Below are 16,384 nucleotides of genomic sequence, written 5' to 3' on the forward strand. Positions count from 1 at the left end.
GGAGGATCCGGACGGTTTTTGGGGTACATGTATTTCCAGCAATGGTTTTACACCATGATTTTGCAAATGTCGTTGGTGAACTCGACAGGGTCGCCGATCGGCAGCCCTTCGATCAGCAGTGCCTGGTTGTACAGCAGGTTCGTGTACAGCTTCAGTTTGTCTTTGTCGTTTTGGTAGGCGTCCTTCAGCGACTGGAACACTTCGTGCTGGACGTTGATTTCGAGCACTTTGTCCGCCTTCACATCTTGGCCGGTAGGCATCGCCTTGAGGATTTTTTCCATCTCGATGGACACCTCGCCCGCAGCGGACAGACAGACCGGATGGCTTTTCAGCCGCTTGGAGGCTTTAACTTCCTTCACTTTGTCGGACAAAGTATTTTTCATAAACTCAAAAAGCTCCTTGTTGTCGCTCTCTTCCGCCTCAGCCTGCTTGTCGGCGGCATCCGTTTCGATTCCGAGGTCATCGCTCGATACCGACTTGAATTCCTTCTCTTTGTATTTCATCAGCATCTTGATCGCGAATTCGTCGATATCGTCGGTGAAGTACAGGATTTCGTAGCCTTTGTCGGCGACGAGCTCCGTTTGCGGAAGCTTGTCGATCCGTTCGATCGAATCCCCCGCGGCGTAGTAGATGTACTTTTGATCCTCCGGCATTCTCGAAACGTATTCGTCCAACGTGACCAGCTTCTTCTCCTTGGAGGAGTAGAACAGCAGCAAATCCTGCAGGTCTTCCTTGTTCGCACCGAAATCGCTGTATACCCCGAATTTCAGCTGGCGGCCGAACGATTTGTAAAACTCCTCGTATTTCTCCCGTTCGTCCTTCAGCAGGCTTTGCAGCGTGCTTTTGATCCGATTTTTGATGTTCTTGGCGATGAGCTTCAGCTGTTTGTCATGCTGCAGCAGCTCGCGGGAGATGTTGAGCGACAAATCCTCGGAATCGACCATCCCTTTGACGAAGCTGAAATAATCGGGCAGCAGATCGGCGCATTTTTCCATGATCAGCACGCCGTTGGAATACAGCTCTAGCCCCTTTTCGTATTCCTTCGTGTAGTAGTCGAACGGCGTTTTTTCCGGGATGTACAAAATCGCGTTGTACACGACGGCCCCGTCGGCGCTGATATGGATATGCTTGATCGGCTTGTCGAAGCCGTACCGCTTCTCCATGTAGAAGTTCTCGTAGTCTTCCGCGGTCAGCTCGTTTTTGTTTCTCCGCCAAATCGGCACCATGCTGTTGACGGTTTGCTCTTCGACATACTCCTCGCGTTCGCTGTCGCTGCCTTCCTTCGGCTTGCTGCGGGTAACTTCCATCTTGATTGGGTAGCGGATGAAGTCGGAGTATTTCTTGATGATCGACCTAAGCCGGTACTCCTCCAAATATTCGTCGTAGCTGTCGTCTTCGGTGTTTTCCTTGATTTTCAAAATAATTTCCGTACCCGGCGCAGCTTTCTCGCACGGCTCGATCGTATATCCGTCGGCCCCTGCGGACTCCCATTTGTACGCCTCTTCGCTGCCGAGCGCTTTGCTGATCACCGTCACGACGTCGGCCACCATAAAGGCGGAGTAGAAACCGACCCCGAATTGACCGATGATGTTATGTCCGTCTTTCAGCTCGTTTTCCTTCTTAAAGGCAAACGAGCCGCTTTTGGCGATGACGCCGAGGTTGTTTTCCAGCTCGTCCTTCGTCATGCCGATCCCCGTATCGGAGATGGTCAAAGTGCGGTTTGTTTTGTCCGGCGTGATTTTGATATAGTAATCCTCTTTGTTGAAAACGAGCTTGTCGTCGGTTAACGCCTTGTAGTAAATCTTGTCGATGGCATCGCTGGCATTGGAGATGAGCTCCCTCAGAAAAATCTCCTTCTGCGTATAAATGGAGTTGATCATCATTTCCAGCAATCGTTTCGATTCGGCTTGAAACTGCTTCTTGGCCATGCGCGGATCTCCTTCCTTGACATCATGTGCGTCGGAGTGATTTTAGCACTCCGCAAACGAGAGTGCTAATTCTTTCTTTTATATATCACATTCGCTTGGGGGGAGTCAATATGCTGCAATGAGGTGAAGCAGCGCCGGAAGCAGGAGAATCGAATAAAAATGTCGAATTGGCTGGAAACTGCGTATCCAACTGAGTGAGGTGGCCCCTTTGTCTGAAAAAACCGAAGCTTGTCCCGACTGCGGCCGCGAGATGCCGGTGAATCCGGGTTTCGTTACCTGGTGCGATCATTGCCATTGGAATATCGATCCCTATATCCCGAAGAGCCGCAGGGACCGGCTGTGGGCTCGATTGAACAAGTGGCTCGGCTCCAATAGGAATGCGGCGATTTTTGAACAAATCCGCGGGGAATGGCAATCCGGATTCCGGCTCACACCCTCCCGCCTTCTGGCCTACAGCTTTGCGGCATTATGGTACGGGCTCGTATGTTGGGTTGCCTACAAAACCTTTATGATCTTTTACGAGATCCGGACGTTGGGCGATTTGCTGGCCGGTCTTTTTTTCGCCGGATTGACCTTTGTTCTTGTCCCCCGGGTGTACAGGCTGAAAAAACCTAAGCTTGACCGGCGGGAATACCCGGCCTTATACCGCGCTGCCGACGAGGCGGCCGCTTTTCTCGGTGCTCCTCCCGTCGACGGGATTGTGATCAATCTGAGTTTCAACGCGGCGTATACGATTTCGGGCTTTCGAAGGAAAAAGCTGCTCATTATCGGTCTGCCGCTGTTCGCATCGCTAACTCCGGAAGAAAAGCTCGCGATTATTTCCCACGAGCTTGGACATCATGCGAACCGGGACATCACCCGCAGCTCTTTTCTGGGGGGCGTACAAAGAGCATTGGGGCGGCTTTACATAACTATATATCCAAAAACGGACTTTTCGGACATCTTGTCTTCTTTAGCACGGCTGCTGGAATGGTTTCGAAAAGGACTGGCTTATGTCGTATTGGTCCCATGGTATGCTATAGGACTCGCCGTTTGGGCTGATTCCCAGCGGGCGGAATACGGCGCGGACTACGCCGCGGCTTCCGTGGCCGGCACTCGTGCCGCCGCCTCGGCTCTGCGGAAAATGTGCTATGGCCCGACTTTTTACAAAGCGCTCGATATGGTTGCGGAATACCGGTACACGGCCAACCTGTTCGAGGAGTTCCGCGGACGCATCCGTTCGGTGCCGTCCAGGGAGGTGGAGCGGATTCGCATTCTGACGGAGTTGACGGAGAGCCGCATCGAATCCACTCACCCTCCGACACGGTACCGGCTCGCTTTTATGGAAGAGAAACTGCCGTCCGCCGCCCCCGTTCTTCCTCCCGAACTGCTCATCCGAATGGAGGAGGAGTTTCTGGCTTTGGAAGCGATTTGGGAAAAAAGAATGTTGACTGATTACCGTTCTTATATGTATGACACTTACTAGGTGCCGCGGTCGGGTTCGGCTCATTCGGTAGACGGTGTAACGGTTGCAGGTGAGCTTATAAGGGCCAAATAGGTGATTTCAGAACGATAACGTTTGCCAGAGCGGTTATTTGTGAACTTTTACCGTATTGCGAGATACAAGATGCGAAATAAGCTCTACCACAACCGTTACCCTTTCGAAAATGACGTTTTTGAATCAAATAAGCTCGACCGCAACCGTTAGACTGCCCGCCATGTAAAAAAACAGCGGGCGCGCCAATACAGGCACGCCCGCATGCTTTATTTAAGCCAAAATCGCTTCGATTTTGTCCAGCATCTCTTGCGACAGCTCGATGCCGGACGCCTGCGCGTTCTCTTCCACCTGCTGCGGACGGCTGGCGCCGATCAGGGCGCTGGCGACATTGCTTTGGCGCAGAATCCAGGCCAGTGCGAGCTGCGACAGGGTAACGCCGAGTTCGCCCGCGATGCCCGAGAGCTGGGCAACCTTCGCGATCTTCTCTTCCGTGATGCCTTTGCGCATGTTTTCCAGCTTGGCAGCGCGGCTGTCGGCCGGGATGTCGTTCACGGACTTGTATTTGCCGCTGAGGAGCCCTTGAGCGAGCGGCGAGAAGACGACTTGTCCGATCCCTTTGGCTTCGCCGAACGGAATCACTTCTTTTTCGATGTAGCGGTTGAACATGTTGTAAACCGGCTGGTTCACGACGATGCGGTCGAGCAAATATTTGTCCGCCACCGCAAGAGCTTCCGCCATTTGCACGGCCGTCCATTCGCTGACGCCGGCGTACAGGATTTTGCCCTGGGTGACCAGGTCGTCGATCGTCCGCAGCGTCTCCTCCACCGGCGTGTTCGGGTCAAACCGATGGCAATAGTAAATGTCGACGTAATCCGTTCCAAGCCGCTTCAGGCTGGCATGGCATTGCTCCATGACATGCTTGCGCGACAAACCTCGGTCGTTCGGACCGTCGCCCATCGGCCAAAACACCTTCGTAGCGAGCACGTAGGAATCGCGGGGGTACTTGGCCAGCGCCTCGCCGACGACCTTCTCGGCCTCGCCCCGCTCATACACGTTTGCCGTATCGAAAAAGTTAATCCCCAGCTCGTACGCCTTGTGAATGGAATTGACGGCGTTCTCCTTTTCCACATACCCGCCGTAAGTCAGCCAGCTGCCCAAGCTGATTTCACTTACCTTCAGTCCTGTTCTTCCCAAGTTCCGATACTTCATGCCGGTGATTCCTCCGTTTTCTAATTGGATTGGGTGGGTTTCCACATCCTAAACTATAAAAGAGACAGAGGTATTTTCAAAGTACTGAAATATTGTTCATCTAGTAACCTCGAGTTAAGTAAAGGACGGGTCAGGGGGCGAAAGACATGCATCCTTTCCGCCCCCTCGTTTGCATTCGGCATTATTTGACTTGCTTCTGCTGCTTGACAATTTCCCACACATCTTTGATCAAGAAGGCGGTGTCCTTGTTTTGCGCGTACCAGTTATTCATATCCTCTTCGAGCTTCTTGCCTCCGGCCTGATCCCAAGCCGCTTGAGCATCCTTGATCGCCTGCTCCGGCGTATATTTCTCACCGCTGATCATCGCCTTCACGTAAAAATCCGTCATTTGCTTAAGCAATGTCGCATGGATCACATTCGAATCTCCGGCAAAAGTCGGCATATATTGCCCCAGAGCAATGCCTGGGTACATTTTGCCGGGATCCATGTACGTATCCTGGGCTTTTTTATACAGCTCCAGCCCCGCTTTCTGTTCCGGCTTGGCCGGATCGAACTTGTTGACGAGGAAGTCGCATTTATCGACGCGGCTCAGGAAGATTTCGTAATCCGCCGCATACCCGACTTCGTTTTTAACCTTTTGCGGATCGGTCGGAATGGGGCAGCCTTTCGCATCTTTAGTCCAATGCACGCCTTCGTCCCCGTAGTTGATCTTCATCCCCGTCTCCGGCTTCATCATGAAGTTGATGTACTGCGCGGCGGCAGCGGGATCCTTGATCATGGCGTTGAACGCGGTGGTCATCTGAATCGGGTTATCGATCGCCCCGGTGTAATGACCGAGCGGCGATTTCGGATAAGGAAGCAGATCGATTTCGGCTCCCGGCACATTTTTTTTCAAGGTCGTGATATCGATAACGGGGAACTCATACCAGTTGGTGCTGGGATTCACATAAATACCGAGCTTGCCGTTCAGGAAATCCTGCTTCGCTTTGGCGCCGTCCTTGTCGTTCAGGAAATCCTTATCGATCATACCGCCTTGATACAGCTCTTTTTTAAAGTTCAATGCAGCGAGATCATTCTCCCATAAAATGCCGATTTTGCCGTCCTTAAGCCCCCACGACAGCTGGCTGTCGGACATCGGCGCGCCGAACATTTCATTGATGGCATACTGGGAGTAGGTGGATAAATTCATCCCGTACGTATCTTTCTTGCCGTTTCCGTCCGGGTCTTGGTCGGCAAACGCCTTGGCGACCTTGAGCAGCTCGTCGGTCGTTTCCGGCATGGACAGATTCAGCTTCTTCAGCCAGTCCGTGCGGATGAAAAACGCGTGCGCGGGAGTCGCTTCTTTCATTTTACCGATGTAATACAGCTTGCCGTCCGGCTTCGTTCCTGCTTTTTTCAGCTGCGGGTACTGATCGAGCACCTTCTGGTATTCCGGCATATCCTTCAAGTAATTGTCGAGCGGCAGCAGCTGCTTCTGGTTGTACAAATTGTCCCGGAAAGGTGTATTATACTCGTTGATGATGTCCGGAGCGGAGCCCGATGCGAACAGCATGTTGAGCTTTTTCGTCGAATCGCTGCGTAAAATCGGCACATATTTCACGTCCACGGGACCGTTATTATTGATCCACTTCGTCCAGCGGTTGTCTTCGTAAGAGCCCTCCGATGCCGGTACGGCCCCCCGGTCGTACATGGTTACCGTCACTTCGGCACGTTTGGCCGGTACTGCAGACGGCTTCTTCGATGTCTCGGATGCCGCTGCCTCCGTCGCTTTCTTCTGCTCGCTGCAGCCGATCATTGTAAGGGTGGCAGCCACTACGACAGCCGTAACCGCCGTCCCCTTCCTCAAGCCGCTTTTTTTCATATCCTTTGCCTCCTCATCAAAATGTCTATTGCAATCATCTATCATCCAGCCGGATCAGACGGCGATGATTCCTCGAGGGTCAACCCTTAACCGAACCCAGCATGATGCCTTTGATAAAATAACGCTGCAGAAACGGATACGCCGCCACCATAGGCACCGTCAGTACGATTACGCCCGCCGCTTTAATCATTTCGCCCATGAGCGATTGCCTGTCTTTATCCTCCATCGCGGTCAGCATCAGATCGCTCTTCTGCTGCATCGCCTGGACGATCACGGTCAAATTTTGCATGTCGGATTTGTTAATATACATGAGCACGCTCATGAAGGAATTCCAGTAATGCACGCCATAAAATAACGCAATGGTCGCAAGCATCGGTCCCGACAGCGGAAGTGCGACGCGGATCAGATAGGCCGTATCGCCGCAGCCGTCCAATTGCGCAGCTTCCTCCAGCTCCTTCGGCAAATGCTCGAAATAACTTTTCATAAGCAGCAGATTGTAGGTGCTGACGAGGCCGGTGAGCCAAATCGCCCAGTAGGAATCGATCAGCGACAAGCTTTTGACGACCATGTAGGTCGGAATCATGCCGCCGGAAAACATCATCGTAAACACCATGCCGAGTATCAAAAAACGTCTGCCGGCCAGAAAGGAGCGGGACAGCGGATAAGCGGCCGCAATCGTGCCGAGCATGCTCAACCCCACGCCTCCTAAGGTGATGACCAGGCTGTTGCGGAAGGCTGCGATGGCCTGTGTGTCCGTAAAAAAGTAGCGGTAAGCGGCCGTTTGAAAGTCCACCGGCCACAGCCAAACATGTCCCGAGTCCACAGCCGCTTTCCCGCTGAGCGACACGGAGGCGAGATGGACGAAAGGAAGCAGACAGCTTAACGCCAGAAGGATAAGAACGATGTAATTGACACCGTAGAAGAGGCGATCTCCAGCGCTCGGTTTCATGCGATACCCTCTTTATTGGTTAGGATGGATTAAAACAATTCGTGATTGTACGCTTTGGCGATCCGGTTGGCGATCAGCACCAGCACAAAGCCGACCGTCGATTCGAACAGCCCCATGGCTGTCGTCAAACTGAACTGCGCCTGCTGAAGGCCGATTTTGTACATATATGTGCTGATGACCTCGGAAACGTCGGCAACCGCCGAGTTTTGCAGATTGTAGACCTGGTCGAAACCGACCTCCATCACCTTCCCGATCGCCAGAATCAGCATCAGCACAATCGTATGGCGAATGCCGGGCAAGGTGATGTGCCATACCTGGCGCCACTTGCCCGCTCCATCGATGCAGGCTGACTCATAAAGCGCCGGGTCGATTGCCGTCAATGCGGCCAAAAAAATGACGGCACTAAATCCCATCTCCTTCCATACCCCGGAGCCTACAAAGATAACGGTCCAGGAGACAGGCTCGTACAGGAAGGTGACCGGCTCTACGGACAGAAATCCGAGCAGGCGGTTGACCGTCCCGTAATCGGTCGCAAACAGCGTCAGCACGACGCCGGAAACGATCACCCAAGAGAAGAAATGCGGCAAATAAATCAGTGTCTGCACCCATTTTTTCACCCATGTCCGCCTGACTTCGTTCAAAAGAACGGCAAGCAGGATCGGCAGCGGAAAACCGAACACCAAATTGAGCACCGACAGCCATAACGTATTCCATATCATCGATAACGTGTTCGGTGTGGAGAACAGCAGGCGGAAGTTTTGCCAGCCGACCCATGGACTGCCAAAGATGCCGTCCGCAAAATTGTAGTTTTCGAAGGCGATGATAAGTCCCGCCATCGGCACATATTTAAACACGATGTAGAACGCGGCGACCGGCAGCAGCATGGCATAAAGCGGTATGCTGCGCCGCAGCCTGCGCACCCGGGCAGCCCGCGAAGATTCTCCCGCCGTCCATGCGGACGGGAAGGCCGGGGCATGGCCGTGCGGCTCCGTCGTCATGCCGGAACACCTCCGATGCCGTGAAGACAGCGAATTTGCCCGGTTTTAACCGATTCGTCTGTCGATTCCGTCAAAGCGGCAAGCTCGGCTGCGATCCTCGCATTAACCTCCGCATCGGAGCGGGCGGCCGCCGGTTTCGATTGTTGCCTCATGTTGACCTCCTGCAGCTTCTGTTGTTCGTGGGCTGCGTTTCCCTCCACGTTACCTGCGATTTCATTATAAAAATTCAAAAAAAAAGAACCCTTAAAAATTTATAGACAAACCTATAAATTCGTTGGATTCATGTGAAATTCAAGTAAACGACTCCTTGCGGTACTCTTTGGGGGAGAGGCTGTAATACTGCCTGAACGTATTCGTGAAATAATTAGCCCAACTTTCCGCCATTAGTCGGATGAAGCCTTGATTTGATTGGGTATTCAAAATTTTATTGGTCACTACAATCTTTTTGCAACCACCGTATGTTTGCGTTTGAGCGGATCTTTGATATCGAGCAATCGATAGATTTCCTGATGAGCGCTTTCCGGCGAACTCGAAACCCGAATGTGGTGAATCTGGTCCTGAGCATCGGTGAGCATGATCGTGCTGCGTTGATGCGTGGATAATACGTTGCGCACCGTTGACCAACGGCGGTGATCATCTTGCTCGATGAGCGTCTTCTCGATGCTTATGAGCAAGTGATACGCCAGCACGGAAATAAACAAGTGACCTTCCGTCCGACTCTTTTGCTGATGGTAAACAGGACGCATACCCAAATCCGTCTTCAGCGAACGAAACGCTTCTTCGACTTGCGTAAGCGTCGTGTACAGTCGCCAAATGTCTGCCGCCGCCAAGTCCTGATGACTGGTTTCAATCACGTAACAACCGGTCAATGTTTGACGTTTGGCGCGGCTTTCTTTCTTGACGTAAGTGACAGCCGTCACCTTCTTCTTTGCCTCATCGAGCTGCAGTACGATGTCGTAGTGAGCAGCGATGCTCGGGTATCGCTCTTTCAGTCGACCGACCCGTTCGCCAACCTTTTCGACAAGTTGAATGTTGCCTTTGGCAACGGACATCTGTAAGCGGACCAGGTCCTGCAGGAAACGCTCTTCCTTGAGCGCGTCCATCGCTTGTTCTTTCTGTTCCCGTCCGGCGCTCAGGCAGAGTACCCGTGAGCCGTTCTCCCACGGGATTTTTTTGACAAAAACCGTCTCGGAGGTGACGTCATTGCCGATGGGTTCGAATGTGTTTCTGGCCTGTTCGAATTCCTGCACATACTCTTTCTCGACAGCCCGGCGCTCGACCACCAGATAAGGATAACCGCCGGATTTGAGCAACTGGATATTGTCCTTGGTGGCAATCCCCCGATCCATGACGATCGTCGGCCGCTCTTGGGCAAACAGATGCGGTTCTTCCGGTGTGTACAGGCGATCCAGAATGTCCGGCAGCGTTTTCGGTTCGGATTGGTTGCCGCCATAAATGCGGCTAAAGATCGGAAAACCCCGGTGATCCACCACGAGCGCCAGCGTCACCAGCGGCCGGTCAGCGCGTTGTTCTTTGGATTTGCCGCGTTTGGCCAGCGTATTGTTCTTGCACTGGCCCTCGAAATACGTGTTGGTCAAATCATACAGAAACAATGTCGTCCGGCTCGGAAACAAGAGCGCTTCCTGGTCGCGCAGCGCCTGCTCGATCCGAACTTTGTGGGCAAGCAGTTCGTCCGCGATCTCGTAAATGGCATCTTTACGGATGCGAGAAAGATCCGTCGGCAACAGTTCCAACAAGGCGGTTTGGTTGCGAAGCCAATGCCATGCCGCCAAATCGCTGGAAGGAGCAACGAGCCGACCGATCACGACCGCTTGAGCAAGCGCCTGTTGCTGCGTGGATAATCCACAGTCTTTCAGAATTCGGTTCAATCCTAATCGCTCCCAAAAGGTATGCGCGACCAATTCCGGACCGAGTGAACGGTGTTCGGAGGAAGCGATACTCTGAAGATCCACGGTGACCAGTTCGCGTTGTTCGTGCCGTTGTTGCTTTTCTTGGGCTTTGGTTTGAACGAACCGGTAATGCTTCATCGCCGCATCGGCCGCTTCGGCAATCGCAGGCTCTTCGGCCAGGAGAGAATCTTGTCCGGCTAAACGAGCTTCCAGAACGGCAGCCAACGTGCGCCACTGAGATTTGGGGAGCGTGAGCGTACCTAGTTCCATAATGACCCGTTGGCGCGGACCTTTGCCGGTACGGTAGGACTCGACCAATTGATGCTTGGTGTACGTGGTATTCGATTTTTTGTGTTGGGTAGAGGTTTGACGAATGAACATACCTTTAACTATAGCAGAAACCGAAAATAAAGTAAATACATTAAATATATATTAGGTCACTACATTTGCGACTTTGAAGAGTGACCCCAGTAAGATCAAGGGGTTTCGGGTACGAAAAAGCGGTTTTTGCTCCAAATCGGGCAAAAACCGCGGAAAGTTGGGTTAGGCTCGTTGAAGCCGACGGCATCGGCGATTTCGGCAATTTTTAAATCCGTATTCCGAAGCAGGACGGCGGCCTTCTCCATCCGCACGCGGGTCAGAAAGCGGGTGTAATTCTCCCCCGTCTCCTTCTTGAACCAGACGCTGAAGTAGCTGGGGTTTAACCGCACGTGGGCAGCAACGTCTACAAGCCGGCAATCCCCCTTGTAGTTCGCTTCGATATAAGCGGTGGCCTGTTCAATCAAGCTGCCGCTCCCTGCGGCGCTCATGGAGGCTGCCGGCACAGTCAGCTTATCCAGAAGCTCACGCAGCCGGTCGGTGCGGCCAAGGGCGATCGTATTCGCCAACTGGTCTCCAAGCTGCTGAACCACTTCCCGGTCGATAAAAGGAACTGCCGCCCTCCCTGAAATTGGATCCGCTGGCAGAATACCGCCTGACTTACCTTCCTCCAGTTCCGCCATCTTGTTCACCCGCGCATAAATTCCCGCCAAATGCTTAACCCGGGGCGCCTGACCTACTCTAATGAGACGAATCTGCACGTGCGGAGCAAGCTCCTTTATCGTATCCATCGCCTCCCGCAGGAATTGTTCCGTCAGTTGCGGTGAAGCGGCCAGCAGAAACCGGTTGTGCTCCACCGCTGCCAGCAGCGCCTCAGGATCTGCCTGTTGTATCCGCTGCTCAGTTAGGGCGATCGCCGACGCCAGCGCCTCATCCCGGTTCCTTTCCTCGCTCACCACATAAGGATCCGGCTGCACGCTCAAGCGGAACAGCCAGAGCTCCTTGCCGGACAATATTTCGTCCAGCTGGATCAAAGCTTCTTGTTCGCAGGGGAGGTTCAGCAAGGCCGCCCTTAACGCCTGAACCTGTTCCCGCCGCTTTAGGATCGACTCGCTTTGCCGCTTCGCCTTTTGTTTGCCATAATAATCGGACGCCTTGAGCAAAACCTTGCCGACCTCTTCCTCCGTACAAGGCTTGACCAAGTAATCCAGCGCCCCCATCTTGACGGCCGATTGGGCGTATTCGAAATTTTTGTAGGCCGTCAGAAAAATAAAAAGCAGCTCGGGATGGCGCAGCCGCGCTTCCGCAATAAAATCGATACCGTTCATCCTCGGCATTCGAATATCGGTCAGCACCAGATCAGGATGTACCCGCTCCAGCATGTCCAGCGCATCCGAGCCGTTCGCAGCCTCGCCCGCCACGCTCCACCCGTATTGCCCTTCCTGAATGATCTTTACCAATCCTTTGCGAAAATTGGGCTGATCCTCCACGATCAGAATTTTACCTGCCGGCAACTTCTTCACCTCCGCTTCGATATTCTTCATACGGCAAGCTAAGCCTTATCCTTGTCCCCGCATCGGGGGCGGATTCGATGTGAAGACCGTAGGGCGGTCCGTACACCAATTCAATACGCTTGCGAACGCTCCGAATCCCGAGGCTTTCGCGTCTTTGCGCCCTTTGGCGAACCGGCATACCGCCGTAATCCGAGTTCATTATTTGGGACAACCGCTCTTCATCGATACCATCCCCGTTGTCGGACACTTCGATCTTCAGCTCCCCCTCCGCTTTCCACACCCTCAGCCCGAATGCTTTATCCGCGGTTTTGTTGCGAAAGGCATGTACGAATACGTTCTCCACGAGCGGCTGCAGAAGAAAACGCAGCATGATTCCGTCCATCGCATCTTCGTCAATCCGGATGCTTATCTGCAGATCCGATTCGAACAGCTCGGCCTGCAGCTTCAAATAATGCTTGAGATGCTCCAGCTCTTCCCGCACGGTTGTGAACGAGCGCACCGGCATCAGCGAGTAGTTCATCGTCTCGGAAACCGATTTGATCAGCGCCGCCGTTTCTTTTTGATTTTGCAGGATCAGCTTCCAATAAATTTCGTTAAACAAATTGTGCAGAAAATGCGGGTTCAGCTGAGCCTGAATCGACTGCAGCTGCGCTTCCCGCTCGCTGAGCTGCGTCGCATAAACCTCCCGGATCAGCCTCTCCACCTGCTCCGTCATCGCATTGAAGCTATCCCCGATGTAAGCAAGCTCGTCTTTCGTACTAACGACAATGCGGGTTTTGAAATCGCCGTTGCGCACCTTGTGCAGCCCCTTCACGAGCTGCTTCAGCGGCCGCAGCAAGTTTCCCGTAGACAGCACGATGAGAACGCTGCTGAGCATCACGCTGATCAAACCCGAATATACGATTTGCCGGGAAATGCTCCGGTTTTTCTGATGAACGCCCTCAAGCGACGTTGCACTGAGCAGTTGAAAGGAATACGCCGCAGAACGGCTCTGCGCATAGATCTGGTCATTGACAAAGTACAACCCTCCGGCATCATTTGCATCCTGAAGATCAGGGAGTATTTCCGCACCCCAGGAAGTGCTGCTGTAAATGAGTTCGTGAACGGGGTTGTATAAAAATACTTCGTCCGCATCGTCCTTCAGCAGCCCCTTGAACGACTTGGCGAAAAAGGATTCGTCGATGGTGATGACCAGCATACCGTAGGTTTGCAGCAGGCTGTTCTTCATCAAGCGGGCGGCGATGACCGACTGGCGATAACCGCTGGGTTCCATGGAGCTCGGCAAGGGCAGGCTCATCCATAACAGGTCCCCGGAGGTTTCGTTGATTCGGGAGCGAATCTTCGCGTAAACGTCCCTGTCGAGCGGCTTGATGACGGAAGTATTGAAGCTGAAATAGGAAGGGATTCCTTTCAGGTCGTACAAATACATGCCCGTGATGTAGGGGGCGTCCAGTTTGATTTGATACAGCTGATCTTCGATCTGCTTCTTGTCGGCATACAGCGCGTACGGGTCTCCGACCGATGTCATGGCGTCAATGCTCTTGATTCTGTTTTCAATCAAAGGATTAAATACGATCGCTTGCGATATGCGATAAATTTCCTGGACATTCAACTCCAGCTTCGCCATAGCATCTTCATTCGTGCGTAAATACTGCTTGCCGATCTCATCCTTAAGCAGATCCATGCTGTTTTGGTAGGTCAAATAACCGGCAATGCCGGAGGAGAGCAGGATGATGCACGACAAGCTGAGAATAAGCTTGATCTTGAAGCTGCGGTTAATGCTGACAAACAGCCTGGATACAACCTCCATGCCTTTCCTCCCTGCGTAATCATGAGCCTTGGTCTAATTATTGTAAGCATGTTTTATTATCAGAGTATTAAGCTTCGCCTGAATTCCCGACCATCGGCGGTCCTAAGGGGGATCTTTGAATATCGCAAAAACTTTATTATTTGATGTCAAATTTGCTAAAATGGAAGGAACATTTGGGAAACCGTATCGGGAGGAAATCATTATGTCCGCTGTCATCGATAAAATCGCCTGGATTCACATAATCGACGGCCGTATCTTGGGAGCGCGGTCCGTGGGGAAAACCGCTTTTTATTTTCCGGGAGGAAAACGGGAAACGGGGAAAACGGATACGGAAACACTTCTGCGGGAAATCGAGGAGGAGCTGACCGTTCGGCTGAAAAAGGAAACGATCGAGTACTTCGGCACTTTCGAGGCGCAGGCGGACGGCAAGCCGGAGGGGCAGCTTGTGCGCATGACTTGTTACACCGCCGATTACTCAGGGGAGCTGTCCCCGGCTTCCGAAATCGCCGAAATCGCTTGGTTAACCTACGAGGACCGGGAGCGTGTGTCCGCGGTGAACAAGATCATTTTCGACCGGCTCCGCGAGATGAAGCGGATTGCGCCTTATTTGTAAGGACCTTCAAGACCGATGGACCGGCTTTCTATACAACCGGAATTCCAATTCGAATGGAAAAAGGGTCAACCGAAGCGGTTGACCCCATACTTTCAGACTAAAATCCCTCTGCGTGTTTTCGGCGACTGAACGCCGGAGCTGCCACCAATCGGATGCCCCGATGCGGAAATAGCCCGTTCCCTTCCACACGTCCAGATCTGTTCAATTCAGCGAGCATGACTACATCTGCAACAACTTTAAGCGCCTTTCACCGTCGCCATCGGCTTGCACTTGGCCACAACATGAGCCAAACCCGCCCCGACGACGCTATCGATAATTTGATCCACATCCTTATAAGCTTGCGGCGATTCATCCAAAATCGATTCCAACGATTTCTGGTTGACCACGATCTCCTCGTCCGTTCCGACTTTCAGCGATGACGAAAACTCGTTCAGCGTTACCAATTTCTTCGTCGCGCTGCGCGAGCGGATTCGTCCTGCCCCATGACAGATGGAATAAAAATTGTCCCTTCCGCCGGGAGCTCCTACCATGATGTAGGAAGCGGTCCCCATCGAACCCGGGATCAACGCGGGATGCCCCGTTTCCACATACGGCTCCGGATTGTCCGGGTGGCCCGGCGGGAGCGCCCGGGTAGCTCCTTTTCGATGGACGAAAAAGGACTGTCCTTCATGCTCCTCTTCCCATGCGTAGTTATGCATAAGATCGTATAACGTCGTCATCTCGAATTTATGGCCGAATACGTCTTTGCCCGCCTCCCGGACGGCGTAGGCAATAAGATGCCGGTTCACGACGGCGTAATTCAAAGCGGAGTACATCAGATTCACGTACTTCCGGGCCAGCGGATGTTCGAGCGGAGCGAACAGCAGCTTCGGGTCAGCCGTGCCGAGCCCTTCCGCACGCATCATTTTCGCCAAGAGACTGCCGCAGTATTGGCTGACGGAGCCGCCCCACGCCCGTGATCCCGAGTGGATCATAACCGCCGCCTGCCCGTCGAACATTCCCCATTTCCCGGCAATCTCCCGCCGTTCTTCGGCAATTTCAACGGACTGAATCTCGACAAAATGGTTGCCGTTGCCCAGCGTTCCAAGCTGGCGGTGCGAACGGTGCCACACCTGCTCCGGGAACAGGTCCAGCGCCTCTTCGTCCAGATGGAATTTGCTCCGCTCCACATGGGTCAGCGACGTCGCCTTGCGCGGCGTGTAGCCGTCCGGGATATATTTTTTCGGCAGCCCGTGAAGCCCTTTTTTCACCACATGCTCCAGCCGAATGTCCGAGAAATGCCCCCTCGCATGGTCCTCAATCGGCAAATATTTTTCAATCGCCTTGACCAGCTTGCGCCGCAGCTTTACGTCCTTCAGCTCATCCTTATGCAGGTTGGTTAAATGAACCCTCATGCCGCAGCCGATATCGCTCCCGACGATCGAAGGCGATACGTAGCCGCCAGAGGTGTTCCACACCGCCGTAGTACCGATGCACGTCCCTACGCCAACATGCACGTCGGGGGTATAACTCATATACACTTGGTTCGGAATTTGCAGGTTGTTGTTTGCCATCTCGAACACTTTGTAATCCAACGATTTAAACAGGTCCTCGCCTGCATACACATGCACAACCCCCGAGGGGAGCTGTACTTGCCGGTAAAATTGTTCTATCATAAACGATTTCTTTCCTCTCCGATTTTTTTTGAACGCAAAAAAAGCCATAGACCCGCATCGTCCATGGCCGACTGGTAAACAAAGCAAATAGGCGCGCAATTCCCCCTATTTGGCCGTCATACGTCCGCTGAGACCGATGGAA

General features: G+C 53.0%; 12 protein-coding genes. 2 read left to right on the forward strand and 10 right to left on the reverse strand.

Going from position 1 to position 16,384, the window contains the following annotated elements:
* Positions 1 to 47: 47 nt before the first annotated feature.
* A complete protein-coding gene (htpG, locus tag MYS68_RS25855) occupies positions 48 to 1,928 on the reverse strand; it encodes a molecular chaperone HtpG (protein ID WP_248928607.1) in 1,881 nt (626 codons plus the stop codon).
* 208 nt (positions 1,929 to 2,136) lie between these two features.
* On the opposite strand from htpG, the gene MYS68_RS25860 reads away from it, so the two are divergent.
* The gene (locus MYS68_RS25860; RefSeq protein WP_248928608.1) at positions 2,137 to 3,393 is read left to right on the forward strand and encodes a M48 family metallopeptidase; all 1,257 of its coding nucleotides are present in this window, start codon (positions 2,137 to 2,139) and stop codon (positions 3,391 to 3,393) included.
* 282 nt (positions 3,394 to 3,675) lie between these two features.
* Here MYS68_RS25860 and MYS68_RS25865 read toward each other — a convergent pair whose 3' ends face one another.
* From MYS68_RS25865 to MYS68_RS25900, 8 genes are all read right to left on the reverse strand, one after another.
* Positions 3,676 to 4,614: an aldo/keto reductase family protein gene (locus MYS68_RS25865; RefSeq protein WP_248928609.1), complete on the reverse strand. Its 939-nt coding sequence runs from the start codon at positions 4,612 to 4,614 to the stop codon at positions 3,676 to 3,678.
* A gap of 181 nt (positions 4,615 to 4,795) precedes the next feature.
* Positions 4,796 to 6,475: a type 2 periplasmic-binding domain-containing protein gene (locus MYS68_RS25870; RefSeq protein ID WP_248928610.1), complete on the reverse strand. Its 1,680-nt coding sequence runs from the start codon at positions 6,473 to 6,475 to the stop codon at positions 4,796 to 4,798.
* Positions 6,476 to 6,554: 79 nt separating this feature from the next.
* A complete protein-coding gene (locus tag MYS68_RS25875) occupies positions 6,555 to 7,424 on the reverse strand; it encodes a carbohydrate ABC transporter permease (protein ID WP_248928611.1) in 870 nt (289 codons plus the stop codon).
* A gap of 29 nt (positions 7,425 to 7,453) precedes the next feature.
* Positions 7,454 to 8,422, reverse strand: coding sequence for an ABC transporter permease (locus MYS68_RS25880; protein ID WP_248928612.1), 969 nt, complete (start codon positions 8,420 to 8,422; stop codon positions 7,454 to 7,456).
* Positions 8,419 to 8,574 carry a hypothetical protein gene (locus MYS68_RS25885; RefSeq protein WP_248928613.1) on the reverse strand — a complete coding sequence of 52 codons (156 nt, stop codon included), beginning with the start codon at positions 8,572 to 8,574 and terminating at the stop codon, positions 8,419 to 8,421. The genes MYS68_RS25880 and MYS68_RS25885 overlap by 4 nt, the downstream gene beginning before the upstream one ends.
* 282 nt (positions 8,575 to 8,856) lie before the next feature.
* Entirely contained in the window at positions 8,857 to 10,713 is a 1,857-nt protein-coding gene (locus tag MYS68_RS25890; protein WP_248928614.1) for an IS1634 family transposase, read from the reverse strand.
* Positions 10,714 to 10,808: 95 nt separating this feature from the next.
* Entirely contained in the window at positions 10,809 to 12,164 is a 1,356-nt protein-coding gene (locus MYS68_RS25895; RefSeq protein WP_248928615.1) for a response regulator, read from the reverse strand.
* Entirely contained in the window at positions 12,151 to 13,974 is a 1,824-nt protein-coding gene (locus tag MYS68_RS25900) for a sensor histidine kinase (RefSeq protein WP_248928616.1), read from the reverse strand. Before MYS68_RS25900 ends, MYS68_RS25895 begins: the two co-directional genes overlap by 14 nt.
* Before the next feature lie 202 nt (positions 13,975 to 14,176).
* Between MYS68_RS25900 and MYS68_RS25905 the strand changes: the two genes are divergently transcribed.
* On the forward strand, positions 14,177 to 14,587 hold the full coding sequence (locus MYS68_RS25905; RefSeq protein WP_248928617.1) for an NUDIX hydrolase: 411 nt from the start codon (positions 14,177 to 14,179) through the stop codon (positions 14,585 to 14,587).
* 236 nt (positions 14,588 to 14,823) lie between these two features.
* On the opposite strand, the gene MYS68_RS25910 is transcribed toward MYS68_RS25905, so the two are convergent.
* The gene (locus MYS68_RS25910; RefSeq protein WP_248928618.1) at positions 14,824 to 16,242 is read right to left on the reverse strand and encodes an RtcB family protein; all 1,419 of its coding nucleotides are present in this window, start codon (positions 16,240 to 16,242) and stop codon (positions 14,824 to 14,826) included.
* Positions 16,243 to 16,384 lie beyond the last annotated feature (142 nt).

The sequence above is a fragment of the Paenibacillus hamazuiensis genome, from assembly GCF_023276405.1.
Taxonomy (GTDB): domain Bacteria; phylum Bacillota; class Bacilli; order Paenibacillales; family NBRC-103111; genus Paenibacillus_AF; species Paenibacillus_AF hamazuiensis.